Below are 26,272 nucleotides of genomic sequence, written 5' to 3'. Positions count from 1 at the left end.
GACACACGATGCCGAAATCCGTAATCATCCCGCCGGGCACCAGCACGCCCATCGCCCCGTTCGTCCCCGGCACCCTCGCCGACGGCGTGGTGTATGTCTCGGGCACGCTGCCGTTTGACAAAGACAACAACGTGGTGTTTATCAACGACCCAAAGGCGCAAACCCGCCACGTACTGGAGACGATCAAAACCGTGATCGAAACGGCGGGTGGCACCATGGAGGACGTGACCTTCAACAGCATCTTTATCACCGACTGGAAAAACTACGCCGCGATTAACGAAATCTACGCCGAGTTCTTCCCCGGCGATAAACCGGCGCGGTTCTGCATTCAGTGCGGGCTGGTAAAACCGGACGCGCTGGTTGAGATCGCCACCGTTGCGCACATCGCGAAGTGAGGCAGGCATGAAACTTTCCGTCTCGCCGCCGCCGTACGAGGGTGCGCCCGTGGTGGTCTTTATTTCCGGTCTCGGCGGCAGCGGCAGCTACTGGCTGCCCCAGCAGGCCGCGCTGGAGCCGGAGTATCAGGTGGTGTGCTATGACCAGCGGGGAACGGGCAATAACCCCGACACCCTGCCGGAGGGTTACAGCCTTGCGCAGATGGCAGACGAGCTCGCCCAGGCGCTGGCTGACGCAGGCATTGCGCGCTACAGCGTCGTCGGGCACGCGCTCGGCGCGCTGGTCGGCCTGCAGCTGGCCCTCGACAGGCCCGACGCCCTCACCGCGCTGGTGTGCGTCAACGGCTGGCTGACCCTCAATGCCCACACCCGCCGCTGTTTTGACGTTCGCGAGCGGCTGCTGCATTCCGGCGGCGCGCAGGCGTGGGTCGAGGCGCAGCCGCTGTTTCTCTACCCGGCAGACTGGATGGCCGCCCGCGCGCCGCGTCTGGAGGCCGAAGAAGCGCTGGCGCTGGCCCATTTCCAGGGTAAAACCAACCTGCTGCGCAGGCTCAGCGCCCTGAAAAAAGCCGACTTCCGCCGCCAGTCCGCACGCATTCGCTGCCCGGTGCACATTATCTGTTCCGCCGACGACGTGCTGGTGCCGTCCGTCTGTTCCGCTGAACTGCACGCCGCCCTCCCGCACGCCCACAAAACGGTCATGCGCCAGGGCGGACATGCCTGCAACGTCACCGAGCCGGACACCTTTAACACCCTGCTGCTGAACGGGCTTGCCAGCCTACTGCACAGCCCTGAACCCGCTTTATAAGGAGCTTTAATGAGCGAAGCCATTACCCCCGCCGCGCTGGAAACGCTGTTCACCGGTGCCCGCACCCACAACGGCTGGCTGGATATGCCGGTCAGCGACGAGACGCTGCGCGAGATGTATGACCTGATGAAATGGGGCCCAACGTCTGCCAACTGCTCACCGGCGCGCATTGTCTTTGTGCGAAGCGTAGAGGGAAAAGAGAAGCTGCGCCCGGCGCTCTCCAGCGGCAACCTCGATAAAACGCTTACCGCCCCGGTGACAGCGATTGTCGCCTGGGACGGGGAATTCTACGAGCGCCTGCCAGAGCTGTTCCCGCACGGCGATGCCAGAAGCTGGTTTACCGCAAGCCCCGCGCTGGCGGAAGAGACGGCCTTTCGCAACAGCTCAATGCAGGCCGCGTATCTGATTTTCGCCTGTCGCGCCCTGGGGCTGGACACCGGCCCGATGTCGGGCTTTAACCGACAAAAGGTCGACGAGGCCTTTTTCACCGGCACAACGCTTAAAAGCAACCTGCTGATCAACATTGGCTATGGCGATACGCGCAAACTTTACGGGCGCCTGCCGCGCCTGACCTTCGACGATGCCTGCGGACTGGCGTAAGGAGCGATCGTGATGACACCGGATAAACAAACCTTTCGCGACGCCATGGCCTGCCTCGGCGCGGCGGTCAACATCATCACCACCGACGGCCCGGCGGGGATGGCGGGCTTTACCGCCAGCGCGGTATGCAGCGTCACGGATTCCCCTCCCACCCTGCTGGTGTGCCTGAACCGCGGCGCGTCGGTCTGGCCCACGTTCAGCGAAAACCGCACCCTGTGCGTGAATACCCTGAGCGCCGGACAGGAGCCTTTATCCAATCTGTTTGGCGGCAAAACGCCGATGGCGGAACGCTTTACCGCCGCCCGCTGGCAGACGGGCGACACGGGCTGCCCGCGTCTGGAGGATGCGCTGGCCTCGTTTGACTGCCGCATCAGTCAGGTGGTCAGCGTCGGTACTCACGACATTCTGTTTTGCGACATCGTATCGATTATTCGCCACCCCGCCCCGCAAGGTCTGGTGTGGTTTGACCGCAGCTACCACGCGCTTATGCGACCCGCCTGCTAAGGCGCTTTAAGGAGACAGACCATGTTCGGATTTCCCCACTGGCAGTTGAAATCGACCTCTACTGAAGCAGGCGTGGTCGCGCCGGATGAACGCCTCCCGCTCGGGCAAACCATGGTGATGGGCGTCCAGCATGCAGTCGCGATGTTTGGCGCGACGGTATTGATGCCGATGCTGATGGGGCTCGATCCCAACCTGTCTATTCTGATGTCGGGAATCGGCACCCTGCTGTTCTTTTTTGTTACCGGCGGGCGCGTGCCCAGCTACCTGGGCTCCAGCGCCGCCTTTGTCGGCGTGGTCATCGCCACTACCGGTTTTAACGGCCAGGGGATCAACCCCAACCTGAGCGTGGCCCTCGGCGGCATCATCGCCTGCGGGCTGGTCTATACCCTGATTGGTCTCGTTGTGATGAAGATCGGCACGCGCTGGATCGAACGGATGATGCCCCCCGTCGTCACCGGCGCGGTGGTGATGGCGATAGGCCTGAACCTCGCGCCGATTGCGGTGAAAAGCGTCTCCGCTTCGCCGTTTGAAAGCTGGATGGCGGTGATCACGGTGCTGTGCATCGGCCTGGTGGCAGTCTTTACGCGCGGGATGATCCAGCGTCTGCTGATCCTGGTCGGGCTGATTGTCGCCTGTCTGATCTACGCCCTGCTGGCGAACGTGTTCGGCATGGGCAAGCCGGTCGATTTTACCCTGCTCCATCAGGCCGCCTGGTTCGGTCTGCCGCAGGTGACCTCGCCCACCTTTAACACGCAGGCGATGATGCTTATCGCCCCGGTGGCGGTGATCCTGGTGGCGGAAAACTTAGGGCACCTGAAGGCGGTGGCGGGAATGACCGGGCGCAGCATGGATCCGTACATGGGCCGCGCGTTCGTCGGCGACGGGCTGGCGACCATGCTCTCAGGCTCCGTGGGCGGCAGCGGCGTGACCACCTACGCGGAAAACATCGGCGTGATGGCGGTGACCAAGGTCTACTCAACGCTGGTCTTCGTGGCGGCGGCGGTAATGGCGATCCTTCTTGGTTTCTCACCGAAGTTCGGCGCACTGATCCACACCATTCCGTCACCGGTCATCGGCGGCGCGTCGATTGTGGTGTTCGGGCTGATCGCCGTGGCCGGGGCGCGCATTTGGGTGCAGCATCGGGTTGACCTCAGCCAGAACAGCAACCTGATCATGGTGGCCGTCACGCTGGTGCTGGGCGCGGGCGATTTTGCCCTGACGCTGGGCGGGTTTACGATTGGCGGGATTGGTACGGCGACCTTCGGCGCGATCCTGCTTAACGCCCTGCTGAGCCGCCGGAAAGGGGATGTGGCGCAGGGGGAAGCCATCACCCCGTCCACCTGATATGTGTGTCACTTTCTTGCCGGGTGACGCTACGCTTACCCGGCCTACAGTTGGGATGTAGGCCCGCGCAAGCGTAGCGCCGCCGGGCAAAACGGTAGCGTGCGCGTTGTTAGCTATCTGCACCTTGTTCAGCACCTACCCCGGCAATCGCCTTACGTCGTTTTTTTAACTTCAACTCGCTCACCAGCACCCCGGCGACAATAAACGCCGCGCCCACCAGCGCCAGCAGCGGTAAACGCTCGCCGGCCAGTCGTCCGAAAATCCCCGCCCAGACCGGTTCACCGGTGTAGATCACCGTCGCCCGCGTTGGCGATACGCTGCGCTGCGCCCAGTTCATGGTCACCTGGATAATGGCGCTGAAGATGCCAAGCCCCAGCGCGACCACCACCAGCCCCGTGGACATCGGCGGCACGGATTCCCCGGCTGGCACCATCGTCGCGAAGGCCACCAGCGACGCCGTCGCGAGCTGCACCACCGTCACGCGCTTGACGTCCACTTTCCCAGCCCAGGCGCTGATCAGAATAATTTCCGCCGCGATGGCAATGGCCCCGACGAGGGTAATGATCTCGCCCGGCCCCAGCGCCAGCAGGTTATTTTCCGGCCCGGCTAATAAAATCAGGCCGATAAACGCCAGCACGATGCCAATGCAGGACATCAGCCCCGGTAGCCGCCCGAGGCATAACCATTGCAGCAGCGGCACCAGCGGCACGTACATGGCGGTAATAAAAGCGGATTTGCTGCTGGAGATGGTCTGCAATCCCCACGTCTGCAGGCTGTAGCCCATCGCTATCGCAACTCCAATCGCCACGCCGGCCTTGAGTTCCTTCAGCGTCAGACCCCGCAGCGTTTTAAGGGAGATCAGCCCCACGGCTATCGCCGCCGTCGCAAAGCGCAGGCCGACAAAAAAGAACGGATCGCTGAGGGTCACCGCGTACTGGACGGCAAGAAAGGTCCCGCCCCAGAACATGGTGATGAGAATAAGGATAGCTTCCTGCGGTTTTATGGAGAATTTAAAGCGTGAGACGGACATGCGACACCAACAAGTGAGATCAATTCTGTAGTGTGCGTTGCCTTTGGTTACAGTTCAATGTTGCAGACACAAAAAAACCGCCGGGAAACCCGGCGGCAGGGAGTCAACCCGGCGTACTACTTATTGCTGCCGTGGCTATTTTTACCCCCTTTTTTACCAGCCTCTGATGCGCGCTGAGGGTCGTTCTTGAAGTTACCCCCGCTAGACTGGCCACCTTTACGACCTGCTTCTGATGCTCTTTCACGGTCTTCAGCGAAATTACCTGAACCACCACGATGGTTTGCCATCTCTAACCTCCAGAGTGTGAAACATTAGACATCATATTGCATTCAGTAAAAGAGGATTCTTTCACCTCGCGGCTAAAGGACAGGGCCTTTATCTGTGCCGCGTGAAACTAAGCTTAGTGGACTGAGGCTATCCGGCAAGCCACGGGTAATATTCTGCAACATGATATCCGCCTTTCGGGTCAGATAACGCGACGGAAATCTATAAGCCTTTCTTATCATTTTAAAATTCGACGACCAGAAAGTTGTTTCATTTTGCTACAGCACCGTATTGTAACCATGTTGTTATAAATCAAAGAAATGTCGTTCATTTTTGCAGTCTGGCCGTGATGTCATATCTTTAAATGAACGCAGCGATCCGCTGTCAGAAAAACCAACGAGGAGTGATGCAAAATGGCAAAAGTTCTGGTGCTCTATTATTCCATGTATGGACACATTGAAACCATGGCTCACGCGGTAGCAGAAGGTGCAAACAGAGTGGACGGCGTTGAGGTTGTGGTAAAACGCGTACCGGAAACCATGCAGGCGGAAGCGTTCGCCAAAGCCGGGGGAAAAACACAAAATGCCCCGGTCGCCACCCCGCAGGAGCTGGCGGAGTATGATGCCATTATCTTCGGCACCCCGACCCGCTTCGGCAATATGTCAGGCCAGATGCGTACCTTCCTCGATCAAACCGGCGGGCTCTGGGCATCCGGGGCGCTGTACGGCAAACTCGCCAGCGTATTCAGCTCTACCGGCACCGGCGGCGGCCAGGAGCAGACGATTACCTCAACCTGGACTACCCTTGCTCATCATGGGATGGTGATTGTGCCAATTGGCTACGGCGCGCAGGAGCTGTTTGACGTTTCTCAGGTGCGCGGCGGGACGCCGTACGGCGCAACCACCATTGCCGGTGGGGATGGCTCACGTCAGCCAAGCAATGAAGAACTCTCTATCGCCCGCTATCAGGGTGAATACGTCGCGGGTCTCGCTAAAAAACTGAACGGCTAACCCAACAGGAGGAAAAGTATGCCAACACAGGAATCCAAAGCTCACCACGTGGGCGAATGGGCAAGTTTACGCAACACCTCTCCGGAGATTGCCGAAGCCATCTTTGAAGTCGCGAACTACGACGAAAAGCTGGCCGAGCAGATTTGGGAAGAAGGCAACGATGAAGTGCTGATTCGCGCCTTCGAAAAAACGGACAAAGACTCGCTCTTCTGGGGCGAGCAAACCATCGAACGTAAAAACGTCTAAGCGTTTCCCCCCGCCATGCGGGGGGTTCTCTTTTACTTCGCCGCGTTATTCATGACCGCATTGAATTTATCAACCGGACAGAAGCCGTTCGCGTCCACCGGACAGCCCTTCAGCTCCAGCGTCACGCGCTGCGCGGGCGACTGCAATGACAGCACGCTGGCGTTGCGCAGCTGCTCCCCGCTCTGGTAGACATACTCAATTTTCATCAGCTCCTGATTGCTGTTTTTGTCGTGCCAACGCTGGAAGACAATCTTGCCGCCAATCGGGGTCCGTTCCTGCTGGTCATGCAGCTGATACGGCTTGAAATCCAGCGCGGTGAGCAGTGAAGCGATGTTCGAATCGTGCCCTACCAGCAGAGTAATCTTAGGCGCTTTCGCCTGTTCGGTGACCAGCGTTTTATCGATATATTTCACCAGCGGCTTCGCCACGTTTTGCGCCACCTCGGTGGAGGTAAACAGCGAGTCCTGATAGCCGTTCTTCAGCTTCGACAGCACGCGCCACTGCTGGTCGGTCTTGATTTCACCCCAGGCCACCTGGTCGGCCGGGAAACCTTCGTAATACTGCAGCGTGAACGCGTCCACCAGCGAGTTACCCACCTTCAGCGGCCCGGATACGCCAGGCTCTTTTTCATAGTCGGCGCTGAAGGTATCTTTCGCGTCTGCCAGCGAGCAGACTTTTTTCTCTTTGCAGGACGGGGAATCGGCGTAATTTGTCATCTGCTCCAGCAGCTTATAGCTTTCGCCAAGCTGCATTTTCTGCCGCTCGGTCTCCATCGCCTTCAGCGCTTTTTCGCGGAATTCCGGCGAGTTATCGGTAATCACCGGATTGAAGGTCGGATCCATGGTGCCCATTTTTTCCTGATGGTGCACAGGAACGTCGCAGCCCGGGAACGCGCCGGTGATAAAGAACTGCGCGGTGGCGACAGTACGCTGCAGGCTGTTGGCGTAAGCATAAACGCTATCCGCTGGCGGACACTCTCCCGTCTTCACCATCCCCTGCTCTGCCAGCCACTCGCGCATGTAATGGCCCATATAGACTTCCAGCACGCCGCCTTTGGTGGTGAGCTGACCGCCCGGCACGTCCCACTCCGGCCACTGCTTCGGCGTGGACTGCTCCAGCACGCTGCCGTTGTTGGCGAGCGGCGCGCGCAGGTTGTGACGGCTCATGATTAACACCTGCTCCAGCTGATAGCCTTTCGGCGTCTCCTGCGCCTGTGCGCCAAAGGTCATTGAAATGGTACCTGCCACGGCCACTGCGAGTAGTGCTTTTCTCATCCCTCGTTCCTCACGTTTTTTTAATGTTCCAGTGAGTGTGACAGATTCGTGACAGTTTTTTCGGGAAGCATTTCTCAAACTGATGATTAACGTGCTTACGGTGGGCGCTAATTAGTTTTATAATAAAACCACACCCACCGGAGACCTGACCGTGAAACGCACCCGCCTTGAAGAGAGCACCTGCCCCGTCGCCCGTTCGCTGGATATCATTGGCGACTGGTGGTCGCTGCTGATCGTTCGCGACGCGCTGCGCGGGATTAAACGCTTCGGTGAGTTTCAGAAAAGCCTCGGTATCGCGAAAAACATGCTCACCTCGCGGCTGAAGCTGCTGGTCGATGAAGGCATCCTCCGGCTTCAGCCCGCCTCCGACGGCAGCGCCTGGCAGGAATACGTTCTGACCGACAAGGGACGCGCGCTCCAGACGGTGCTGGTTGCTCTCTCCCAGTGGGGCAATGAATTTTTGTTCGCGGAAAACGAATGCGGCACCGTTCTCGTCGATAGCGAACAGCGCAAACCCCTGCGTAAACTGGCGCTTATCGCCGACGATGGGCGCGAGCTGACGCCTGAAGAGATCGTGGCTAAACTCCCCTCCTGATCGTTCCCAACGGCAAAAGCACAAAATGCCCGGCAAAATGGTTGCATTATAAAACCAAATAGCAGAGAGTTAATTCAGTTTCATATTGAAACCAAATAACCTACTTTGCTTTGAGGTAACACATGATGACTACGCAAATCACCACCGCCTTAATTACCGGCGCCTCTTCCGGGATCGGGGCCGTCTATGCCGATCGCCTGGCCGCGCGCGGCGCTAACCTGGTCCTGGTCGCCCGCCGCGAGGATCGCCTGAAAACCCTCGCCGCCGACCTGCGCGCGCGCTATGGCGTGGCCGTCGCTATACTGGTGGCCGATCTCAGCGATGAAGCCGGGATCCGCGCCGTGGAAAATGAACTGCGCCACAATACCGCCATCGATACGCTGGTAAACAACGCGGGCACCGCGCAGATGGCCCCGTTCCTCGCGGGCGATGTGGCGCAGCATCAGGCCATCAACACCCTCAACACCACGGCGCTGATGCGTCTGACCTACGCTATCCTGCCCCGCCTGGCGCAGAACAATCGCGGGACGCTGATCAATATCGCCTCGGTGTTATCGCTCCATGTCCGTGCGGGCAGCGCGTTGTACAGCGCCACCAAAGCCTGGGTACTGAGCTTTACCCGCGGACTGCAGGAAGAATTTGCCGATAGCAGCGTGCGCATTCAGGCCGTGCTGCCCGCCGCGACGGCGACGGAGATCTGGAGCCATTCAGGGGTTACGGTGAACGATCTGCCGGAAGGGTCGGTGATGACCACCGACGATATGGTCGATGCGTCACTGGCGGGTCTGGATCAGGGCGAACAGATCACTATTCCGCCGATGCATGACGCCGCCCTGTGGGATCGCTACGAAGCGGCGCGCCTTGAGCTGTTTAACAGCGCGCGCACCGGGGTTCCGGCACCGCGCTACGTGAAACAGTAGCCTAACGCTCAAGCTGGTCGCCGTACTCGCTCATCCAGGCGGCCAGCGGCGAAAGTGCGTCCTGCAGGGTTAACCCCAGCTCGGTAATTTGATACTCCACGCGCGGGGGGATCTCCGGGTAGACCGTCCGCGTCACCAGCCCGCGCTGCTCAAACAGGCGGAGCTGCTTCGTCAGCTCTTTCTGCGTGATGGGGGCAGCGGCACGCAGCAGATCGCCAAAGCGTACGGGCGTGTTGAACACAATCAGGCGATAGAGAATGGGGATCGCCCACTTACCGGATATCAGGTTGACAAACTGCGTCATCGGGCAGGTATACGCCTCAGATTTTTTTTCGCAGCACACCTCCAGCATTTCTGCCATAGCACACCTCTTGCCTCGTTAGTATTCATTTGGTACCTGGTTTCCTTTCGATACTAACGTTTCTATAGTGCTTTCTCCAGTGACATTTCAGGAGAAGAACATGGGTCGTTTAACCGATAAATATACGCTGATTACCGGCGGCACCAGCGGCATTGGTCTTGCCACCGCGCAGGCGTTTATCGCCGAAGGGGCGCGCGTCGCCGTGACCGGACGCAACCCGGACACCCTCGCCGAAGCAGAGCGCATTCTGGGCGATAAGGCCTGGGTGATCCCAACCGACGCAGGCGATATCGCGTCGCAAAAAGCGCTGGCGGAAACTCTCGCCGCTCGCTGGCCACGCCTGGACGCGGTGTTTCTCAACGCTGGCGACGTGACGCACGCGCCGCTGGAAGCCTGGCAGGAGGATGCGTGGGACCGCCTGATGGGCATCAACCTGAAGGGACCGTTCTTTTTAATTCAGGCGCTGCTGCCGCTGCTGAATAATCCGTCGTCGGTGATCCTCTGCGGCTCCGTGAGCGCACGCATCGGCCTGCCCACCAGCAGCGTGTATGCCGCGAGCAAGGCCGCCCTCCTGTCGCTGGCGCGTACGCTGTCGGCGGAGCTGCTGCCGCGCGGGATCCGCGTCAACGGGTTGAGCCCCGGTCCGGTGGAAACGCCGGCATTTACGAAGACGGGCTTAAGCGAAGAGACGCTTAACGCGATGATGGCGGAGATCATCAAGCTGGTGCCGCTCGGCAGAATGGGCTCGACGACGGAGCTGGCAAAAGCCGCGCTCTATCTGGCGTCCGACGAGTCGAGCTACACGGTAGGAACGGAACTGCTGGTGGACGGCGGAATGGGGAGTCTGTAACTCAAAAGGCGCTGATGCCGGTGACCGCGCCGACATACAGCGCCGCCCATGCACAGGCGGAAAGCAGGCTGACGGCGTAAACTTTGACGGCGTTCAGCCTGAGCATCCCCGCCGCCAGCGGCACGACATAACGCAACACCGCCAGAAAGCGCGACGTAAACAGTACGATGACACCGTTTTTTTGCAGCTGATGCTGAACCCGTAAAAACGTAGCGGCATGCTTCGCCGTAAAGCGCGCGACCAGCCGGGTATGCCCCATCAGCTGGCCGATATGGTAGTTCAGCACCGATCCCGCCGTTGCCCCCAGCACCACGGCGAGCCACGCCAGCGCCGGGTGCATGCTCCCCTGGCTGACGCCGATGCCCGCCAGCAGCATCACCGAGGCGGGCGGCAGCACGGAGGAGATCAGCACCGTGGACTTGCTCAGCGCCATTACGAATAACAGCGCGAACAGATGTGCCGGATAAAGCGCAAAATGATTCAGCAGATTATCAAACCACGCCATTTTCCTTCCCCCGTTAATTAATCCTCCATTTAAAAGGAATAACCTTAAATAAACCCTCAACATTTTATTAATAAGATTTACCTAAACCTTTCTTAAACATTATTTAATTTCCTGAGCGATAAATTTAAACAAGCGTATTATTCCTCACACTTTACAACGATCTCGTTATGGCGAGGCTCCTGTACAAATACACGTTATCGCTCTGGTGGGTTCGAGAGAACCGGCACAGGGTAAAACAGGCACTGTCGAATCAAGGCTTTGTCAGTATAACTTCCCTTGCGGGATACGGTGTACAGTGCTGAACCCAGGACGTGGGGATCTCCTTTCCGACATGCCCTGTCTTGCTCGCCCCTGAGAGATTTTATTATTCAAAGGGAATTCACTATGTCTTACGCTATTCACAACCACAACCTGGCATTCAATGACAGCGCGGTCGCGCAATATATGAATACCGATTTTATTGTCCTCGACGTTTCATTATGCGTGGCGCTGGCGCGCGAGCAATTCTTCGAAAAATTAAAAGACGATGATATTCCGTCGCATATTTTTATTGAAGACCATGGACGCCTGGCGGGCATGATTGCGGTACGCAAATTATTGCAGGTCACGGATACCGTGCAGCCAATTAAAAGCCTGATGATTTCACAGTTTTTGCAGGTCAAACCGGAAGATGAACGAGCCGATGTCGCCGGACTTCTGGCCCACGGCGACGCGGACGTCGTGCCGGTGGTGACCCACGGCAAGCTCGTCGGCTGCCTGACCGAGCGCGAAATCGCCCATCTGCTGGAAGATGACGTCACCGAAGACGCCCAGCTTCAGGGGGCAACGCTGCCGCTGGAGAAGCCCTATCTGGAAACCAGCGCCTTCAGCCTGTGGAAGAAACGCTCCGTCTGGCTGCTGCTGCTGTTTGTCGCGGAAGCCTACACCAGCTCGGTGATCCAGCACTTCGAAGAGGCGCTGGAGTCTGCCATCGCGCTGGCGTTCTTTATTCCGCTGCTGATCGGCACGGGCGGCAACAGCGGAACGCAGATCACCTCCACGCTGGTGCGCGCCATGGCGCTGGGTGAAGTGCATCTGCGCGACGTGGGCCGCGTGCTGCGCAAAGAGATGACCACCTCGCTGATGATTGCCGTGACGCTCGGTATTGCCGGGTGCATCCGCGCCTGGATGATGGGTATCGGGCTGGAAATCACGCTTATCGTCAGCCTGACGCTGGTATGCATTACGCTCTGGAGCGCGATTGTGTCGTCAGTGATCCCGATGGTGCTCAAGCGCTGCGGCATTGACCCGGCGGTCGTCTCCGCGCCGTTTATCGCGACGCTTATCGACGGTACCGGGCTGATTATCTACTTTAAGATCGCGCAGTATACGCTGGGGCTGGAGTAACGCGATCCGCCAGCTGAATCACCGCACGCGAAAACGCCTCAATCGCCAGCGCAACATCCTCAGCCATCACCGATTCCGCCGGGTGGTGGCTGACTCCGCCCCTGCAGCGCACGAACAGCATGCCCACCGGCCAGCGTTCCGCGATGGCAATCGCATCGTGGCCCGCGCCGCTGGGCAGCGACAGCGAGCGTCCCTGTACCGATTTTACGGCCTCCCCCAGCACGTTCTGCAAGTGCAGATCGCACGGCGTGGCGGCAATGCGGTAAAACTCCTCGGCGCTAAATGCCAGCCCGCGGCGCGATGCGATCGCCCGGGCATGTTCCAGCAGGTCGTTGAGCAACCTGTCCAGCGGTGCATCCTGCGGGCCGCGAATATCGAGCGAGAGCTGAACCTCACCGGGGATCACGTTCACCGCTCCCGGCAGACAGCGCAATTCCCCGACCGTCGCCACCAGGTTGCCGCCCTGCTGTCGGGTAGCGTTTTCAATGATAACCATCCACTCGGCGGCGGCGGCCAGCGCGTCTCTGCGGTGGAGCATCGGCACGGTTCCCGCATGTCCGGCCTCGCCGGTGAAGCGACAGTTCAGGCGACGGGCGCCGTTAATGGCTTCCACCACGCCAAGTGCGAGCGCCTCCTGCTCAAGGCACGGCCCCTGCTCAATATGCAGCTCGAGATAGGCGCTGAAATCTTCCTGACGCCTTGCGGCATGCGACACGCGGGCAGGATCGAGCCCCGCCTGGGTCATCGCCTGCGCCACGCTGATGCCGCTGGCGTCAGTTTTTTCCAGCCAGCCCTGCGGCCAGGTGCCCGTCAGCCCCCGGCTGCCTAACAGCGTAATGCCGAAGCGGGTGCCCTCTTCATCGCAAAAGCCGACAATCTCGATGGCCTGCGCCAGATGCATTCCCTGCTGATGCAGGCTGTCCACCACTTCAATGGCCGTGAGCACCCCGAGCATGCCGTCGTAGCGTCCCGCGTTGCGCACGGTATCCAGATGCGATCCAAGCAGCACCGCCTGCGCCCCTTCCTGCGCCCCCTCATAGCGTCCGCAGATGTTGCCCACGCTGTCCTGCCAGACGGTCATTCCCGCCTGGCTCATCCACTGCCCCACCAGCTGGTTGGCATGCAGATGCTGCGTGGAGAGATAGACCCGGGTCAGCGCATCCGGGGTTTCGCTGATGGTGGCCAGCGCGTCGGCGCGGGCCATCACCCGTTCTGCCGCCGGGCTCATTGCGGCGTCTCGCGGCGATAGTGGTCCCACGCGGCCTGCATCGCCGCACCCTGCGTGGTGGTGAATTTCAGGTAGTTCAGCACCGACTCCAGCGCGCTCAGGGTGGTCATCACGCAGTCCTTGCGCGCGTTATAGCCCATGGTGCCAATGCGCCACACCTTGCCGTGCAGCGGGCCAAACGAGGTGCCGATTTCAATCCCGAAATCCTCCAGCATCAGCTTACGCACCTGGTCGCCGTTGATGCCCTGCGGGATGACCACGCCCAGCACGTTGTTCATCTTGTGCTTCAGATCGCCAAAGGTCTCCAGCCCCATCGCCTGAATGCCCTTCAGCAGCGCATCGCCGTGCAGCCTGTGGCGGGCGATGCCGTTATCCAGCCCTTCCTGCAGGATCAGACGCGCGCACTCGCGGGCGCCAAACAGCGCGGTGGTCGCTTCGGTGTGGTGGTTGAGGCGCTCCGGCCCCCAGTAGTCCATCACCATGCCGAGATCGAAGTAGTTGGAGTAGATCATCTCCTCGTCGCCGTCGCGGTGGGCGTCGGTGCGAATGCCCTCCTCAACGCATTTGCGGCGGCGGATCGCCTCCTCCATGCGCGCGCTCAGGGTGATCGGCGACGTACCCGACGGGCCGCCGAGGCACTTCTGCATCCCGGCCGAGACGGCGTCCAGCCCCCATGCGTCGGTCTCCAGCGCGTTGCCGCCGAGCGATGCGGTGGCATCGGTGTAAAACAGCACGTCGTAGCGGCGGCAGATGGCGCCGAGCTCCGCGAGCGGCTGCAGCATGGTGGTGGAGGTGTCGCCCTGCACGGTCAGCAGCAGGCGCGGACGAATACGCTTAATCGCATCTTCGACCTGGTCCGGGGTAAACACCTCGCCCCACGGCACCTCGATGGTGTGCACCTCCGCGCGGCAGCGGCGGGCAATTTCGCACAGCAGGTGTCCAAAGCGGCCAAAGACCGGCACCAGCACTTTATCTCCGGGGCGGATGGCGGAGACCAGAATGGCTTCAATCCCCGCCCGGGAGGTGCCGTCCACCAGCATCGTCCAGCGGTTCTCGGTGCGAAACACGCCGCGATAGAGCGCCATCACCTCGTTCATGTAGTGGGTCATGGCCGGATCGTACTGGCCGATCAGCTGGCTCGACATAGCGCGCAGCACGCGCGGGTCGGCGTTGATCGGCCCCGGCCCCATCAGCAGGCGCTGGGGCGGGTTGATTTGCGGAAAGCGTGCGATATCCATTGTTAAGTCCTTATCAGTTGAGGCCGCGCACGGAGGAGATGAACTGCTTCAGTTCCGTGGTCTGCGGGTTGGCGAACAGCGTTTTGCTGTCGCCCTGCTCCCAGACTTTCCCCTGGTGCATAAACACCACGCGGTCGCCCACTTCGCGGGCAAAATTCATTTCATGGGTCACGAGAATCAGGGTCATCCCCTCGGCCGCCAGCTGCTCCAGCACCTTGAGCACTTCGCCCACCAGCTCCGGGTCGAGCGCGGAGGTGATCTCGTCGCAGAGTAAAACTTTAGGCGACATCGCCAGCGCGCGGGCAATCGCCACGCGCTGCTGCTGGCCGCCGGAGAGGCTCGACGGGTAGTAATCCAGACGATCGCCAAGCCCCACTTTCTCTAGCATGCGCTGGGCCAGTTCGCGGCATTCGGCGGCGCTTTTCTTCAGCACCCGACGCGGGGCGAGCATCACGTTCTCCAGCGCCGTCATGTGCGGGAACAGGTTAAAGCTCTGGAACACCATCCCGACCGAGCGGCTGATTTCACGCGCCTGAGAATCCCGGTCGGTAATGGTCATGCCGCCCAGCTTGATGCTTCCGTCCTGATACCCTTCCAGGCCGTTGATGCAGCGCAGCAGCGTGCTTTTGCCCGATCCGCTGCGCCCGATAATGGAGATCACCTGGCCCATATCGATATCCAGATCGACGCCCTTGAGCACGTGGTTATCGCCGTAGTACTTCTGCACCTGATTAATGGTGATGAGAGGCATTGAATTTGGTCTCCAGATAGCGGCTGTAGCGCGACAGCGGATAACACAGAATAAAGTAGCCCAGCGCCACCAGCGCAAAGACCTTAAACGGCTGATAGGTCACGTTGGTCAGCATGGTGCCGGCCTTGGTCAGCTCGATGAAGCCGATAATCGACGCCAGCGCGGTACCTTTGATCACCTGCACCGCAAAGCCCACCGTCGGGGCGATGCCGATGCGCAGCGCCTGCGGAGCGACCACGCGAAACAGGGTCTGGCCGAAGGTCAGGCCCAGGCAGCGCGAGGCTTCCCACTGCCCCTTCGGCAGGGCGCGAATGCTGCCGTACCAGATATCGAGCAGAAATGCGCTAGTGTAAAAGGTTAACGCCAGCGAGGCGGCGGTCCACGGCGAAACGTCGATGCCGAACAGCGCCACGCCGAAGAAGGCCAGGAACAGCTGCATCAGCAGCGGGGTGCCCTGAAACAGCTCGATATAGCCGCGGATAATGCGCTTCACCGTGCGTCCGCCCGTCAGGCGCAGCAGCAGGAGCGGCAGCGTTACCACCGCCCCGCCGACAAACGCCACCAGCGACAGCAGTACCGTCCAGCGTCCGGCCAGCAGCAGGTTGCGAATAATGTCCCAGTCGGTAAAGGTGGTCATCATGCCTGCACCCCCAGCCATTTGCGTCCTGCCGCCATCATCAGCTGGCGCAGGGTAATCGACAGCGCTAAGTAAATCCCGGTTGTCACCAGATAGACCTCAAAGCTCAAAAACGTTCTGGACTGGATGAGGTTAGCGGCGAAGGTCAGCTCTTCATACGAGACCTGCGACACCACCGACGAACCGAGCATCACGATGATGCACTGGCTCACCAGCGCCGGATAAATGCGCTGCAGCGCGGGCGGCAGCACCACGCGAATAAACGTCTGCAGACGGGTTAGCCCCAGCACGCGCCCGGCCTCCCACTGTCCTTTCGGCGTGACCTGAATGCCCGCGCGGATAATTTCGGTGCTGTACGCGCCCAGGTTCACCACCATTGCCAATAGCGCCGCCTCCCCCGCCGTCATCTTCAGGCCAAGATTCGGCAGGCCGAAGACGATGAAAAACAGCTGCACCACAAACGGCGTGTTGCGGATGATCTCCACGTAGCCGCCCCAGATCCGGCTGTACCAGGTGGTGCGTCCGCTGCGGATCGCCGCGCCGAAAATCCCGATTGCCAGCCCGCCGACGGTTGCCATTACCGTCAGCTGAATGGTGACCCACAGCCCGGCCAGCAGCTCCGGCCAGTGCGGCCAGAGGGCTGAAAAATCAAGTTGCTCCGTCATCGGCTCAGGCGCCAAGGTTTGCCGGCAGCGGGGCCTTCAGCCATTGCTCGGACAGGCCGTTCAGCGTGCCGTCCTGGATGCCCTGCTCGATCAGCGCGTCCACTTTTGCCTTCAGGGCCGGTTCGTTTTTCTTCAGGCCGATAAAGCACGGTGAGTCTTTCAGCATAAAGCTCGGCACCGGGGCTTTATCCGCGTTCTGGCGCGAAATGGCCGCCACCACGAGGTTGCCGGTCGCCACGTACTGCACCTGACCGGAGAGGTAGGCCGAAAGCGTGGTGTTGTTGTCTTCGTAGCGTTTCACGTTGGCGTCTTTCGGTGCCAGGCCGGTCAGCACCATATCCTCCACCGCCCCGCGCGTCACGCCGATGGTTTTTCCGCTCAGCGCGGCGGCGTCCTTCAGCTCGGCCCCTTTCGGGCCAAACACGCCGAGGAAGAACGGCGCGTAGGCGCGGCTGAAGTCGATCACCTTCTCGCGCTCCGGGTTTTTACCGAGGCTGGAAATGACCAGATCCACCTTATCGGTTTGCAGGTACGGCACGCGGTTGGCGCTGGTCACCGGCACCAGCTGCAGCTTGAGCTTCATCTGTTTCGCCAGATAGCGCGCCATGTCTATGTCGTAGCCCTGCGGCTGCAGATCGGTCCCTACCGAGCCAAACGGCGGGAAATCCTGCGGAACGGCAATGCGAATGGTGCCGCGCTTCTCGATATCCTGAAGCTGGTCGGCCTTTGCGGGCAGCTGAGTGAAGAGACATGCGGCCCCGGCCAGTGCAATAAACAGTTTTTTCATGGTGCTTCCCCGTAACGTTAACATGAAACAAAAGATTCTTTGAATGTGATTTTGCAACTAATGTGCCAGATAAGGCGAAGCGGGGAATTTTCTCTTAAAGCCTTATAAAACGCGGACGGGGCGAAAATACTCTCTATTTTCGCCCCGTTCAATTGCACCATTTCAATGCAAAGCACCAGCCTGATGCCCCATTATCGTTGTTCGAGTTCGTCCAGCTGCTGGTAGAGGGAGGCAATCTCGTGAATGCGCGGGCGGCCTTTATCGAGAATGTCATGCAGGAAGGCGTTCGCCAGCAGGTTGATCAGGCTGTTGACCGAGGAATAGCTGTCATAGGCGGAGACGCTGTCCAGCGGGGCGCAGAGCTGCCAGCTCGCCAGCGGAAATAGGCTGTGGGCCTGCGGCTCGCACATCAGCAGCACCGGAATACCACTACTCTGAAGCTGCTGCATCAGCGGACGAATGATGCGCGGGCGGCGGCGGAAGGCCATCATCACCACAAGATCGTCCGGCGTTAGGTCCACCAGTTCCTCGCTCAGGCTCTGCCCCGGCTGCGGCAGGACCAGCACCTGACCGCGCGCCTGCAGCAGCTGCTGGCGCAGGTGCAGCGCCGCCGGATAGGCGTTACGCATGCCGATAATCACAATGCGCCGCGCCTTGACCATGCAGGTCATGGCGTCGGCAAACTGCTGCGCATCAAGGGCATTAACCCACTGGGTCAGGTTCGCCATCTCCTGCTTGTAGTGGCGCGCCAGCAGCGTGTTGCCCTGCACTGCGTCGCGGTTATCGGTGAGCGGCATCCCGCTCTGGCGCAGGGTGCGCAGCTCGTCGCGCATATCCTTATATTTCTCATAGCCCAGACGCTTAAACAGGCGGCTGACCGTGGCTTTCGACACCCCGCTCAGCTGCGCCAGCTCGGCGCTGTTGTAGCTGATCAGGTCGTCAAAATGGTCGAATATAAAGTCTGCCACCCGTTGCTCCTGCGGCGACAGCGACGGGTATTGTGCTTTCAGACGTTCATCCAGTTGTTCCATAGCGCCTCTGTAACTTTTGTTTCATCACATTATACCTTTCTTTATACGTATTCATTATACGTGCCAGTTTACTGAAACTTTTCTTTCAGAACTGGAACAGCTTTTGCAGCGCCTTGTGACTTTCAGTGTTACGAGGACTTCTCATGCAAAGCAACGTCTCCACGCACGGCATGGCCGTTGCGCCCCACCATCTTGCCAGCCAGAGCGCGCTGGCGGTGTTGCGCGAAGGCGGCAGCGCGATTGAAGCGATGGTCGCGGCGGCGGCCACCATCGCCGTGGTTTACCCCCACATGAACGGGCTGGGCGGCGATGGCTTCTGGCTTATCGTGCCGCCAGAAGGCGACCCCATCGCCATTGACGCCAGCGGCGCGGCGGGATCGCGCGCGACGCTTGCCGCCTACGACGGGCACACGCACATTCCTCATCGCGGACCGCAGGCGGCGCTGACCGTCGCCGGCACGGTGAGCGGCTGGGACGAGGCGCTGAAGGTCTCCCGTGAGATGACCGGCAAGTCGCTGCCGCTGGCCCGCCTGCTGGCCGACGCCATTGACTATGCGCAGAACGGCACCCCGGTCACGGCCTCACAGGCCCATGCCACGGCCAGTAAATTCGACGAGCTTAAGGCCATCCCCGGCTTCGCGGAAACGTGGCTGGTGAACGGTAAGCCGCCGCAGGTCGGGAGCCGTTTTTATCAGCCCGCCATGGCCTCAACCCTGACGCGCCTCGTAGAGGACGGTCTGGACAGCTTTTATCGCGGCCCGCTGGCGAACGTGCTGGCGCACGGTATGGAGACGCTGGGCATGCCCGTGACGCTGGCCGATCTTAACGCGCACGTTGCCCGGCGCACCGCGCCGCTGAAGCTGCAGCATCAGCAGGGGGAGATCTTTAACCACGCCCCGCCGACGCAGGGGCTGGTCTCGCTGGCGATACTCGGCATCACCGACCGCCTGAATATGGCGGAGGCCGACGACGCGGACACCATTCACCGCATCGTTGAAGCCACCAAGCTGGCCTTTGGCCTGCGCGATGCCCACATTACCGACCCGCGTGAGCTGAAAACCGAGATTCAGAAACTGCTGGATCCCTCAGCCCTGCAGGCGCTTGCCGACAGGGTTGACGACGGCCACGCCGCGCCGTGGGGAACCGGAAAAGGGCCCGGCGATACGGTGTGGATGGGGGTGATGGATAACAGCGGGCTTGCCGTGTCGTTTATCCAGAGTATTTATCACGAGTTCGGCAGCGGCGTGGTGTTGCCCGATACCGGCCTCGTCTGGCAGAACCGGGGGGCGTCATTCAGCCTCGACCCCGCTCATCTTCTGGCCCTCGCGCCGGGCAAACAGCCTTTCCATACCCTGAACCCGGCGGCGGCGCGTCTTAAGGACGGGCGCGTAATGGTCTACGGATCGATGGGCGGTGACGGACAGCCGCAAACCCAGGCCGCGCTCTTTACCCGCTACGTGGTTCAGGGCGTCCCGCTGCAGGAGAGCATCACCCGCCCGCGCTGGCTGCTGGGGCGTACCTGGGGGCAAACCTCGGACACGTTAAAGCTGGAAGGACGCTTTAGCGCTGAGACGATCGCTGAACTGCGGGCGCGGGGGCATGAGGTCGAACGCTTCCCGGACTTTAGCGAAGCTATGGGCCACGCGGGCGCGATTGTCCGCCACCCCAACGGGCTGTTTGAAGGGGCGTTTGACCCGCGCAGCAACGGCGCGGCCGCCGGATACTGAGGAGAAAACAATGACGACACAACAACCCGACTGGCAGGCGTATCTTGCGCAAATGGAGTCCGTGCTCGGCGTGACGCTGGACGATGCCCGCCGCGCCGAACTGCAGTTGCAGTTCAGCCGCATTGCCAGCATGGCCGCCCCGCTGATGGCGCGGCCGCTCGACGACCGTCTGGAGATCGCAGGAGTGTATAAAGCATGACGCTACACGAGATGAGTATCAGCGACATTCAACAGGCGCTGAGCGCGGGCGAGCTGAGCGCCCATGAGATTGCCCGCCAGACGCTGGAGGCGATTGAGCGAGTTAATCCGCAGATCAATGCCTGGACCACCGTGACGGAAGCACGCATGCTCGCCGAGGCCGAGAACATCGACACCCTGCGCCGCGAGAAGCGCCCCCTGCCGCCGCTGGCGGGCGTGCCCTACGCGGTGAAAAACCTGTTCGACGTTGCCGGACACACCACCCTCGCGGGCGCCGAGCTGTTCAGCCAGCGTCCCGCTGCGGCCGCTGACAGCTTCGCGGTGCGCCAGCTGCGCAGCGCGGGCGGGCTGCTGTCCGGCATGGTGAATATGGACGCCTACGCCTACGGCTTTACCACCGAGAACAGCCACTACGGCGCGACGCGTAACCCGCACGACCTGACGCGCATTGCGGGCGGGTCCTCTGGCGGTTCAGCCGCCGCCGTAGCCGCCGGGCTGGTGCACTTTTCGCTCGGCACCGACACCAACGGGTCGATTCGCGTTCCAGCCTCCCTGTGCGGCATCTATGGCCTCAAGCCCACCTTTGGCCGCCTGTCACGATCCGGCAGCCATCCGTTTGTCGCGAGCCTGGATCATATAGGCCCCTTCGCCCGCCGCGTGTGCGACCTGGCGTCCGTGTACGACGCGCTGCAGGGCCGGGACAGCAGCGACCGTTTTCAGGCAGAGAGCTCGCGCGAGCAGACGCGCCCCCTGCTAGACCGCGGGCTTGACGGCCTGCGCTGCGCGGTGCTCGGCGGCTACTTCACCACCTGGTGCGACGCACAGGCCAGAGACGCCGTGGCGCGGGTGGCGAAGGCGCTCGACGTGCAGGATGAGCTGCAGTTTCCGGACGCCGAGCTGGCGCGCTCCGCGGCGTTTATCATCAGCGCCGCCGAAGGGGGAAATCAGTACCTGCCCGCGCTTCGCCGCGAGCCCGAGCGCTTTGAGCCGCACTCCCGGGAGCGACTGCTGGCAGGCGCGATGATCCCCTCCGCCTGGTATATTCAGGCCCAGCGGTTCCGCGCGCAGGCGCGGCAGGCGTTTCACGCACTGTTTGCCCAGGCCGACGTGCTGATCGCCCCCGCGACGCCGCGCAGCGCCACGCGGATCGGCGAGCAAACCATGGAGATTAACGGTCAGCCGCTCCCCATCCGCGCCAGCATGGGGATGCTGACCCAGCCGATTTCATTTTTGGGCCTGCCCGTGACCACCGTTCCGCTGCGCACCGCACATGGCGCGCCGATTGGCCTGCAGCTGATTGCCGCGCCGTTTAACGAGCAGGCCTGCCTGCGCGTCGCGCACGTGCTGGAAGAGAGCGGCATCACCGATGCCCGCCCGGCGGAGGTTGCAGCATGATCAATCACGATGACATTAACCTGCCGTGGGTGGTTGCCGAGGTGACCGCCGCGTTTTATCGCTATGAAGACGCGCTGGTGAGTAACAACATTGCCGTGCTGGACGAGCTGTTCTGGCACGACAAAAACACGGTGCGTCTGGGGGCGGGTGAAAACCTGTACGGGATCGATGAAATCCGCGCCTTTAGGGCGGCGCGCCCGTCTGCTGGGCTTCAGCGGACGCTGCGCCACACCGTGATTACCACCTTCGGGGAGGATTATGCCGTGTGCAGCACCGAGTTTACCCGTGAAGGTACGGAGCGGATTGGCCGCCAGCAGCAGACGTGGGTAAGGTTTGCCTGCGGGTGGCGGATCGTGGCGGCGCAGGTGAGTTTGATGTCGTAGCCGTAGGCCGGGTAAGGCGCAGCCGCCACCCGGCAAAACATCGCACAATTACTTCTGAAACGGATGCACTTCCCGCCAGTGGTCAGCAATCTGCTGGCGGGTACAGACCCACACCCGATCGTGCTGCTGCACGTAATCCAGAAACCGTTGCAGCGCGCGAAAACGTCCCGGCCTTCCCAGCAGGCGGCAGTGCATGCCGATGGACATCATCTTTGGCGCGCTCTCCCCCTCCTCGTACAGCACGTCAAAGCTGTCCTTCAGGTACGTATAAAACTGCTCGGCGGTGTTAAAACCCTGCGCGGTCGCAAAGCGCATGTCGTTCGCATCCAGCGTATAGGGCACAATCAGGTGCGGCTTTTGGGTGCCGTCGCCGCAGGTCACTTCCGTCCAGAAGGGCAAATCATCGCCGTAGTAGTCGCTGTCGTAGTCAAAACCACCGTGCTCCACCACCAGCTGGCGGGTGTTGGGGCTGTCGCGCCCGGTGTACCAGCCCGTCGGCGGCTTGCCGAACAGGTCGGTCAGAACGTGCACCGCCTTGTGCAGATGTTCGCGCTCCTGGCTGATGTCCATATTCTGATAGTGGATCCAGCGCCAGCCGTGGCTGACCACGTCGTAATCCGCGGCCTTGATCGCCTCAACAATCTCCGGGTGACGCGCCAGCGCCATCGCCACGCCAAAGACCGTCAGCGGCAGGCCGCGTTTTTGAAATTCACTGTGGATCCGCCAGAACCCGGCGCGACTGCCGTATTCGTAAAGGGAGTCCATCGACATATGTTTGTCCGGATAGCTGGCCGCGCCGATGATGTCCGACAGGAACTGCTCGGACCCGGCATCGCCGTGCAGAACGTGGTTTTCCGCCCCTTCTTCATAATTGAGCACAAACTGCACCGCGATGCGCGCCTGATTCGGCCACCGCGCGTGCGGCGGGTTGCCCGCGTAGCCGCGCAGATCCCGCGGATAATCCTGTTCGAAAAGCCCCATACCACCCCCAAAAGTTAAAATGGATTCAATGCCTGAAACTGCCCGCTTAACGGTTTGCTCTCCGGGAAGGCCAGATCCCCATGCTTGCTGGTCGAGAGCCCCAGCGCCACCAGCGATTCCACCATCTTCACCGCCGCGCTGACGCCGTCGATCACCGGCACGCGCAGCTCGCGGGTCAGCTCCTGCGCCAGCGTCGCCATGCCGCCGCAGCCGAGCACGATGGCGCCGCAGCCATCCTCTTTCAGCGCCTGTATACAGCGCGCGCGCACCTTCTCCTGCGCCAGACCGCTGCCGTCCTCCAGCGCCAGCACCGGAAGGTCGATGGCGTGCAGCGCTGCGCAGTGGTCCTGAAAGCCATACTGGTGCAACAGATGGCGAGCAATAATCAGCGTGCGCGGCAGCGTGGTGACCACCGAAAAGCGCGTCGCCACCAGCGTCGCCATATGCATAGCGGCTTCGGCAATGCCGATAACCGGCCCCTGCGCCAGCTCGCGCGCCGCCAGCAGTCCCGGATCGCCAAAGCAGGCAATCACGTGACCGTCCACGCCCTGCTCCCTGCCTTTTTTGATCTGTTCCAGGACACCGACGGCGGCGATGGCCTCATCAAAGTGGCCTTCTATAGACGGCACGCCCGCGCCCGGACAGACCGCGAGGATCTCCGTTCCCGGCGCCGCCACCGCACGGGCCGCCGCGCCGATGGTTTCCGTCATCGCGAGGCTGGTGTTGGGGTTGATCACTTGTATACAGACAGACATTACGACTCCTTGTGGCCGGCAAACAGCCGGGCAAAATCAGGCAGGCACTCGCCCGCCCGCTCGAAGCAGAGGCTGGCAACGATGTGTTCAAAATGGTGCATGAGGGCATCGCTTAGCGGCTGCAGCGCCTTCTGGCGCAGCAGATCTACAAGCTGTTCGTGGTCGTTGCAGCGGCAGCCCTGACGCCACGGCGCGCCCCAGGTGGCAATCACCAGCGAGGAGCGCTGGCTCAGGCTTGTCACCATCTCCGTCAGCACCTGGTTGCCGGAGATGGCCTGCAGTTGTATGTGGAAACTGGCGGAATGTCGGATTGCCGCCGGGCCGTCGTACGCCTCGTGCGCCTGCTGCTCCTTACGAATAATGGCCTCCAGCGCGGCAAGGTGCGGCGGCTGACAGTGCGCCAGCACGTCCGGCAGGTTAGCGACCTCCAGCAGCGCGCGGGTGCGGAAGATGTACCGCGCCTCTTCCACCGTCGGGCTGGCGACCTGTGCACCACGTTTGGGCGTCAGGGTGACCATTTGCACAGCGGCGAGTCGTTGAAGCACCTTGCGGATGCCCGTGCGGCTCACGCCAAACACCTCGGCCAGCGCCTCTTCCGGCAATTTGCTCCCCGGCAGCAGCTGATGTTCCACAATCGCGGTCATCAGCGCCTGGAAGATGGTTTCGTCTTTGTCATGCAGGTCTGGCGCGGTCTGCAGGGCGTTTATGTTGTTCATTCACCACTCCGAATTTTACTTTCCGTTATCGAATCGTATACATAAAAATAAAATATTGCATACAAGATTTATTATTTTGGCCTGGATCCTGCAACACCGTTTGCACTCCCACTCAACGGGTTTTCATTCACAGGAGCAGGTTTCATGCCAAACAGTCAAAACGCACAGCAGAGTACGGCCGCTGATTCCGGTGCGGTTTACAGCCCACGTCTTTGCAATGAGGATCTGGCACCGACGCGTGACCAGAACTGGAGCTGGTACAACATCTTTTCTTTCTGGATGTCCGACGTTCACAGCATGGGGGGTTACGTTGTTGCCGCGAGCTTCTTTACGCTCGGGCTGGCAAGCTGGCAGGTACTGCTCTGCCTGCTGGTGGGGATCTGCATTGTGCAGCTGTGCGCCAACCTGGTAGCAAAACCGAGCCAGATGGCGGGCGTGCCCTATGCGGTGATCAGCCGTCAGGCGTTTGGCGTCTTCGGGGCCAATATTCCGGCGGTGATCCGCGGGCTTATCGCCTTTGCGTGGTACGGCATCCAGACCTGGCTTGCCGCCAACGCGCTGATGCTGGTGGTGCTGAAGTTCTGGCCTTCTCTGGCGAGCCTTACCACCGGTGCCTTCCTGGGCCTGTCGCCGCTGGGCTGGATCTGCTTTGCCATCATGTGGGTTCTTCAGGCGATGGTCTTCTGGCACGGCATGAACGCCATTAAGCGCTTTATTGATATCGCCGGTCCGGCGGTCTATGTGGTGATGCTGGCCCTTGCGGGTTGGATTGTATACAAGACCGGTTTTGACGGGATCTCTTTCACCCTCGCCAGCAAATCCCTGAGCGCGGGCGAGCAGACCTGGCAGATGATCACCGCGACCGCGCTGGTGGTCTCCTACTTCTCCGGCCCGCTGCTCAACTTTGGCGACTTCTCCCGCTACGGCAAAAGCATGGGTGAGATCCGCCGTGGCAACCGCTGGGGGCTGCCGTTTAACTTCCTGCTGTTCTCCATCGTCACTGTGGTGATTGTCTCCGGCACCCAGTCGCTGTTTGGCCGCATGATCACCGACCCGATCGAAACCGTCAGTCGCGTAGGTAACGATCTGGCCGTGGCAATTGGCCTGCTGACGATGATCACCGCCACCATCGGGATCAACATCGTCGCGAACTTTGTCTCACCGGCGTTTGATTTCTCTAACTGCTCGCCGCAGAAGATCAGCTTCCGCACCGGGGGGATGATTGCCGCCGTCGGCTCGATCCTGCTCACCCCATGGAACCTGTTCAACTCGCCGGAGCTCATCCATTACACCCTGGACGTGCTCGGGGCGTTTATCGGCCCGCTGTTCGGCATTCTGATTGCCGATTTCTACCTGATTAAGCGCGGCAAGGTGTCGGTAGACGATCTGTTCGACGACACGCCAAAGGGCAAATACTGGTACCGCAACGGCTTTAACCCGAAGGCCATTGGCGCGCTGATCCCATCCGTTGCCGTAGGTCTGGTGATTGGCTTTATCCCGGCCCTGCATGAAGTGGCAAACTTCAGCTGGTTTATCGGCGTCTTCCTCGGCGGCGTGACCTACCGCTGGCTGGCGCGGGAAGAGCGCGAGACGGCAGGCGCGGCCTCGTTCAGCTCCCGCGTGGCGACGCAAAAAGAGTAACCCCTCCCTCCGGCCGCAGTTTATCTGCGGCCCGTTCATTCTGGCAT

At 60.9% G+C, this 26,272-nt stretch carries 30 protein-coding genes, 1 pseudogene and 1 riboswitch; of the genes and pseudogenes, 16 read left to right on the top strand and 15 right to left on the bottom strand.

The features are described from left to right. Positions 1-8 precede the first annotated feature (8 nt). The 5 genes from rutC to rutG are packed head-to-tail and all read left to right on the top strand — an operon-like array spanning position 9 to position 3,651. Positions 9-395, top strand: a complete 387-nt coding sequence (rutC, locus tag IM265_RS11050) for a pyrimidine utilization protein C (protein ID WP_008499822.1) — start codon at positions 9-11, stop codon at positions 393-395. Between the two features lie 7 nt (positions 396-402). Continuing rightward, a complete protein-coding gene (gene rutD, locus IM265_RS11045; RefSeq protein ID WP_028012656.1) occupies positions 403-1,203 on the top strand; it encodes a pyrimidine utilization protein D in 801 nt (266 codons plus the stop codon). 9 nt (positions 1,204-1,212) lie between these two features. Then, a complete protein-coding gene (locus IM265_RS11040) occupies positions 1,213-1,803 on the top strand; it encodes a malonic semialdehyde reductase (RefSeq protein ID WP_182035286.1) in 591 nt (196 codons plus the stop codon). 12 nt (positions 1,804-1,815) lie between these two features. Next, positions 1,816-2,307 (top strand): NADH-dependent FMN reductase RutF, encoded by a 492-nt coding sequence (rutF, locus tag IM265_RS11035; protein ID WP_206689346.1) that lies wholly within the window; start codon positions 1,816-1,818, stop codon positions 2,305-2,307. A 21-nt stretch (positions 2,308-2,328) separates the two neighbouring features. Then, entirely contained in the window at positions 2,329-3,651 is a 1,323-nt protein-coding gene (gene rutG, locus IM265_RS11030; RefSeq protein ID WP_047364260.1) for a pyrimidine utilization transport protein G, read from the top strand. 109 nt (positions 3,652-3,760) lie between these two features. On the opposite strand, the gene IM265_RS11025 is transcribed toward rutG, so the two are convergent. Both IM265_RS11025 and IM265_RS11020 read right to left on the bottom strand, forming a co-directional pair. Continuing rightward, positions 3,761-4,681, bottom strand: coding sequence for a DMT family transporter (locus IM265_RS11025; protein WP_150143326.1), 921 nt, complete (start codon positions 4,679-4,681; stop codon positions 3,761-3,763). Positions 4,682-4,797: 116 nt separating this feature from the next. Further along, complete coding sequence (locus IM265_RS11020) at positions 4,798-4,968, bottom strand: general stress protein (RefSeq protein WP_001273664.1); 171 nt, start codon at positions 4,966-4,968, stop codon at positions 4,798-4,800. Positions 4,969-5,358: 390 nt separating this feature from the next. Here IM265_RS11020 and wrbA point away from each other — a divergent pair, with 390 nt between their 5' ends. Together wrbA and IM265_RS11010 are read left to right on the top strand one after the other, a co-directional pair. Next, positions 5,359-5,955, top strand: a complete 597-nt coding sequence (gene wrbA, locus IM265_RS11015; RefSeq protein WP_041910554.1) for an NAD(P)H:quinone oxidoreductase — start codon at positions 5,359-5,361, stop codon at positions 5,953-5,955. A gap of 18 nt (positions 5,956-5,973) precedes the next feature. Continuing rightward, positions 5,974-6,201, top strand: a complete 228-nt coding sequence (locus tag IM265_RS11010) for a YccJ family protein (RefSeq protein WP_028012649.1) — start codon at positions 5,974-5,976, stop codon at positions 6,199-6,201. Between the two features lie 32 nt (positions 6,202-6,233). Here the strand turns inward: IM265_RS11010 and agp are convergent, their stop codons facing one another. Then, the gene (gene agp / locus IM265_RS11005; protein WP_182035288.1) at positions 6,234-7,475 is read right to left on the bottom strand and encodes a bifunctional glucose-1-phosphatase/inositol phosphatase; all 1,242 of its coding nucleotides are present in this window, start codon (positions 7,473-7,475) and stop codon (positions 6,234-6,236) included. A 151-nt stretch (positions 7,476-7,626) separates the two neighbouring features. Between agp and IM265_RS11000 the strand changes: the two genes are divergently transcribed. Both IM265_RS11000 and IM265_RS10995 read left to right on the top strand, forming a co-directional pair. Then, positions 7,627-8,070, top strand: a complete 444-nt coding sequence (locus IM265_RS11000) for a helix-turn-helix domain-containing protein (RefSeq protein ID WP_028012647.1) — start codon at positions 7,627-7,629, stop codon at positions 8,068-8,070. A 125-nt stretch (positions 8,071-8,195) separates the two neighbouring features. Then, positions 8,196-8,990: an SDR family oxidoreductase gene (locus IM265_RS10995; protein ID WP_028012646.1), complete on the top strand. Its 795-nt coding sequence runs from the start codon at positions 8,196-8,198 to the stop codon at positions 8,988-8,990. Between the two features lies 1 nt (position 8,991). Here IM265_RS10995 and IM265_RS10990 read toward each other — a convergent pair whose 3' ends face one another. Then, positions 8,992-9,351 (bottom strand): helix-turn-helix domain-containing protein, encoded by a 360-nt coding sequence (locus IM265_RS10990; protein ID WP_023335206.1) that lies wholly within the window; start codon positions 9,349-9,351, stop codon positions 8,992-8,994. Between the two features lie 100 nt (positions 9,352-9,451). Between IM265_RS10990 and IM265_RS10985 the strand changes: the two genes are divergently transcribed. After that, positions 9,452-10,201, top strand: a complete 750-nt coding sequence (locus tag IM265_RS10985) for an SDR family oxidoreductase (protein WP_028012645.1) — start codon at positions 9,452-9,454, stop codon at positions 10,199-10,201. Between the two features lies 1 nt (position 10,202). Here the strand turns inward: IM265_RS10985 and IM265_RS10980 are convergent, their stop codons facing one another. After that, entirely contained in the window at positions 10,203-10,706 is a 504-nt protein-coding gene (locus IM265_RS10980; protein WP_041910556.1) for a DedA family protein, read from the bottom strand. A 154-nt stretch (positions 10,707-10,860) separates the two neighbouring features. Continuing rightward, a riboswitch (M-box (ykoK) riboswitch) is annotated at positions 10,861-11,030 on the top strand. Positions 11,031-11,090: 60 nt separating this feature from the next. Here IM265_RS10980 and IM265_RS10975 point away from each other — a divergent pair. Beyond that, entirely contained in the window at positions 11,091-12,092 is a 1,002-nt protein-coding gene (locus IM265_RS10975; RefSeq protein WP_045630063.1) for a magnesium transporter, read from the top strand. Here IM265_RS10975 and hpxK read toward each other — a convergent pair. From hpxK to hpxU, 7 genes are all read right to left on the bottom strand, one after another. Continuing rightward, positions 12,058-13,320 carry an allantoate amidohydrolase gene (gene hpxK / locus IM265_RS10970; RefSeq protein WP_182035290.1) on the bottom strand — a complete coding sequence of 421 codons (1,263 nt, stop codon included), beginning with the start codon at positions 13,318-13,320 and terminating at the stop codon, positions 12,058-12,060. The genes IM265_RS10975 and hpxK overlap by 35 nt on opposite strands. After that, entirely contained in the window at positions 13,317-14,558 is a 1,242-nt protein-coding gene (locus tag IM265_RS10965) for an alanine--glyoxylate aminotransferase family protein (RefSeq protein WP_045261679.1), read from the bottom strand. The genes hpxK and IM265_RS10965 overlap by 4 nt, the downstream gene beginning before the upstream one ends. Positions 14,559-14,571: 13 nt before the next feature. Then, complete coding sequence (locus IM265_RS10960) at positions 14,572-15,309, bottom strand: amino acid ABC transporter ATP-binding protein (protein ID WP_008499843.1); 738 nt, start codon at positions 15,307-15,309, stop codon at positions 14,572-14,574. Continuing rightward, the gene (locus tag IM265_RS10955; protein ID WP_014883296.1) at positions 15,290-15,946 is read right to left on the bottom strand and encodes an amino acid ABC transporter permease; all 657 of its coding nucleotides are present in this window, start codon (positions 15,944-15,946) and stop codon (positions 15,290-15,292) included. The genes IM265_RS10960 and IM265_RS10955 overlap by 20 nt, the downstream gene beginning before the upstream one ends. Then, the gene (locus tag IM265_RS10950) at positions 15,946-16,611 is read right to left on the bottom strand and encodes an amino acid ABC transporter permease (RefSeq protein WP_041912033.1); all 666 of its coding nucleotides are present in this window, start codon (positions 16,609-16,611) and stop codon (positions 15,946-15,948) included. The genes IM265_RS10955 and IM265_RS10950 overlap by 1 nt, the downstream gene beginning before the upstream one ends. Before the next feature lie 4 nt (positions 16,612-16,615). Continuing rightward, positions 16,616-17,398 (bottom strand): transporter substrate-binding domain-containing protein, encoded by a 783-nt coding sequence (locus tag IM265_RS10945; protein WP_063437634.1) that lies wholly within the window; start codon positions 17,396-17,398, stop codon positions 16,616-16,618. Positions 17,399-17,589: 191 nt separating this feature from the next. Continuing rightward, positions 17,590-18,429 (bottom strand): MurR/RpiR family transcriptional regulator HpxU, encoded by an 840-nt coding sequence (hpxU, locus tag IM265_RS10940; protein ID WP_063437633.1) that lies wholly within the window; start codon positions 18,427-18,429, stop codon positions 17,590-17,592. Between the two features lie 143 nt (positions 18,430-18,572). Here hpxU and hpxW point away from each other — a divergent pair, with 143 nt between their 5' ends. Genes hpxW through hpxZ form a run of 4 tightly spaced genes read left to right on the top strand, consistent with a single transcriptional unit; the run spans position 18,573 to position 22,132 of the window. Beyond that, complete coding sequence (gene hpxW, locus IM265_RS10935; protein WP_193030974.1) at positions 18,573-20,156, top strand: oxamate amidohydrolase; 1,584 nt, start codon at positions 18,573-18,575, stop codon at positions 20,154-20,156. 10 nt (positions 20,157-20,166) lie between these two features. After that, complete coding sequence (gene hpxX / locus IM265_RS10930; RefSeq protein WP_063943672.1) at positions 20,167-20,355, top strand: oxalurate catabolism protein HpxX; 189 nt, start codon at positions 20,167-20,169, stop codon at positions 20,353-20,355. Beyond that, positions 20,352-21,749 carry an AtzE family amidohydrolase gene (locus IM265_RS10925; protein ID WP_193030972.1) on the top strand — a complete coding sequence of 466 codons (1,398 nt, stop codon included), beginning with the start codon at positions 20,352-20,354 and terminating at the stop codon, positions 21,747-21,749. The genes hpxX and IM265_RS10925 overlap by 4 nt, the downstream gene beginning before the upstream one ends. After that, entirely contained in the window at positions 21,746-22,132 is a 387-nt protein-coding gene (gene hpxZ, locus IM265_RS10920; protein WP_045261685.1) for an oxalurate catabolism protein HpxZ, read from the top strand. The genes IM265_RS10925 and hpxZ overlap by 4 nt, the downstream gene beginning before the upstream one ends. Positions 22,133-22,180: 48 nt before the next feature. Here hpxZ and puuE read toward each other — a convergent pair whose 3' ends face one another. From puuE to IM265_RS10905, 3 genes and pseudogenes are all read right to left on the bottom strand, one after another. Continuing rightward, positions 22,181-23,080 carry an allantoinase PuuE gene (gene puuE / locus IM265_RS10915; RefSeq protein WP_370551780.1) on the bottom strand — a complete coding sequence of 300 codons (900 nt, stop codon included), beginning with the start codon at positions 23,078-23,080 and terminating at the stop codon, positions 22,181-22,183. Further along, a pseudogene (hpxA, locus tag IM265_RS10910) lies at positions 22,998-23,868 on the bottom strand (allantoin racemase). The gene puuE and the pseudogene hpxA overlap by 83 nt, the downstream one beginning before the upstream one ends. Further along, positions 23,868-24,584 carry a GntR family transcriptional regulator gene (locus IM265_RS10905; protein WP_193030968.1) on the bottom strand — a complete coding sequence of 239 codons (717 nt, stop codon included), beginning with the start codon at positions 24,582-24,584 and terminating at the stop codon, positions 23,868-23,870. Before IM265_RS10905 ends, hpxA begins: the two are co-directional and overlap by 1 nt. A 144-nt stretch (positions 24,585-24,728) precedes the next feature. Here IM265_RS10905 and IM265_RS10900 point away from each other — a divergent pair, with 144 nt between their 5' ends. Continuing rightward, a complete protein-coding gene (locus IM265_RS10900; protein ID WP_047368247.1) occupies positions 24,729-26,225 on the top strand; it encodes an NCS1 family nucleobase:cation symporter-1 in 1,497 nt (498 codons plus the stop codon). Positions 26,226-26,272: the final 47 nt, after the last annotated feature.

Origin of the sequence: Enterobacter cloacae complex sp. P17RS (genome assembly GCF_014895885.1) — a bacterium.
GTDB classification, from domain to species: domain Bacteria; phylum Pseudomonadota; class Gammaproteobacteria; order Enterobacterales; family Enterobacteriaceae; genus Enterobacter; species Enterobacter bugandensis.
Note: the sequence above shows the minus strand (reverse complement) of the source record. Positions and strands in the feature narration are given on the sequence as shown.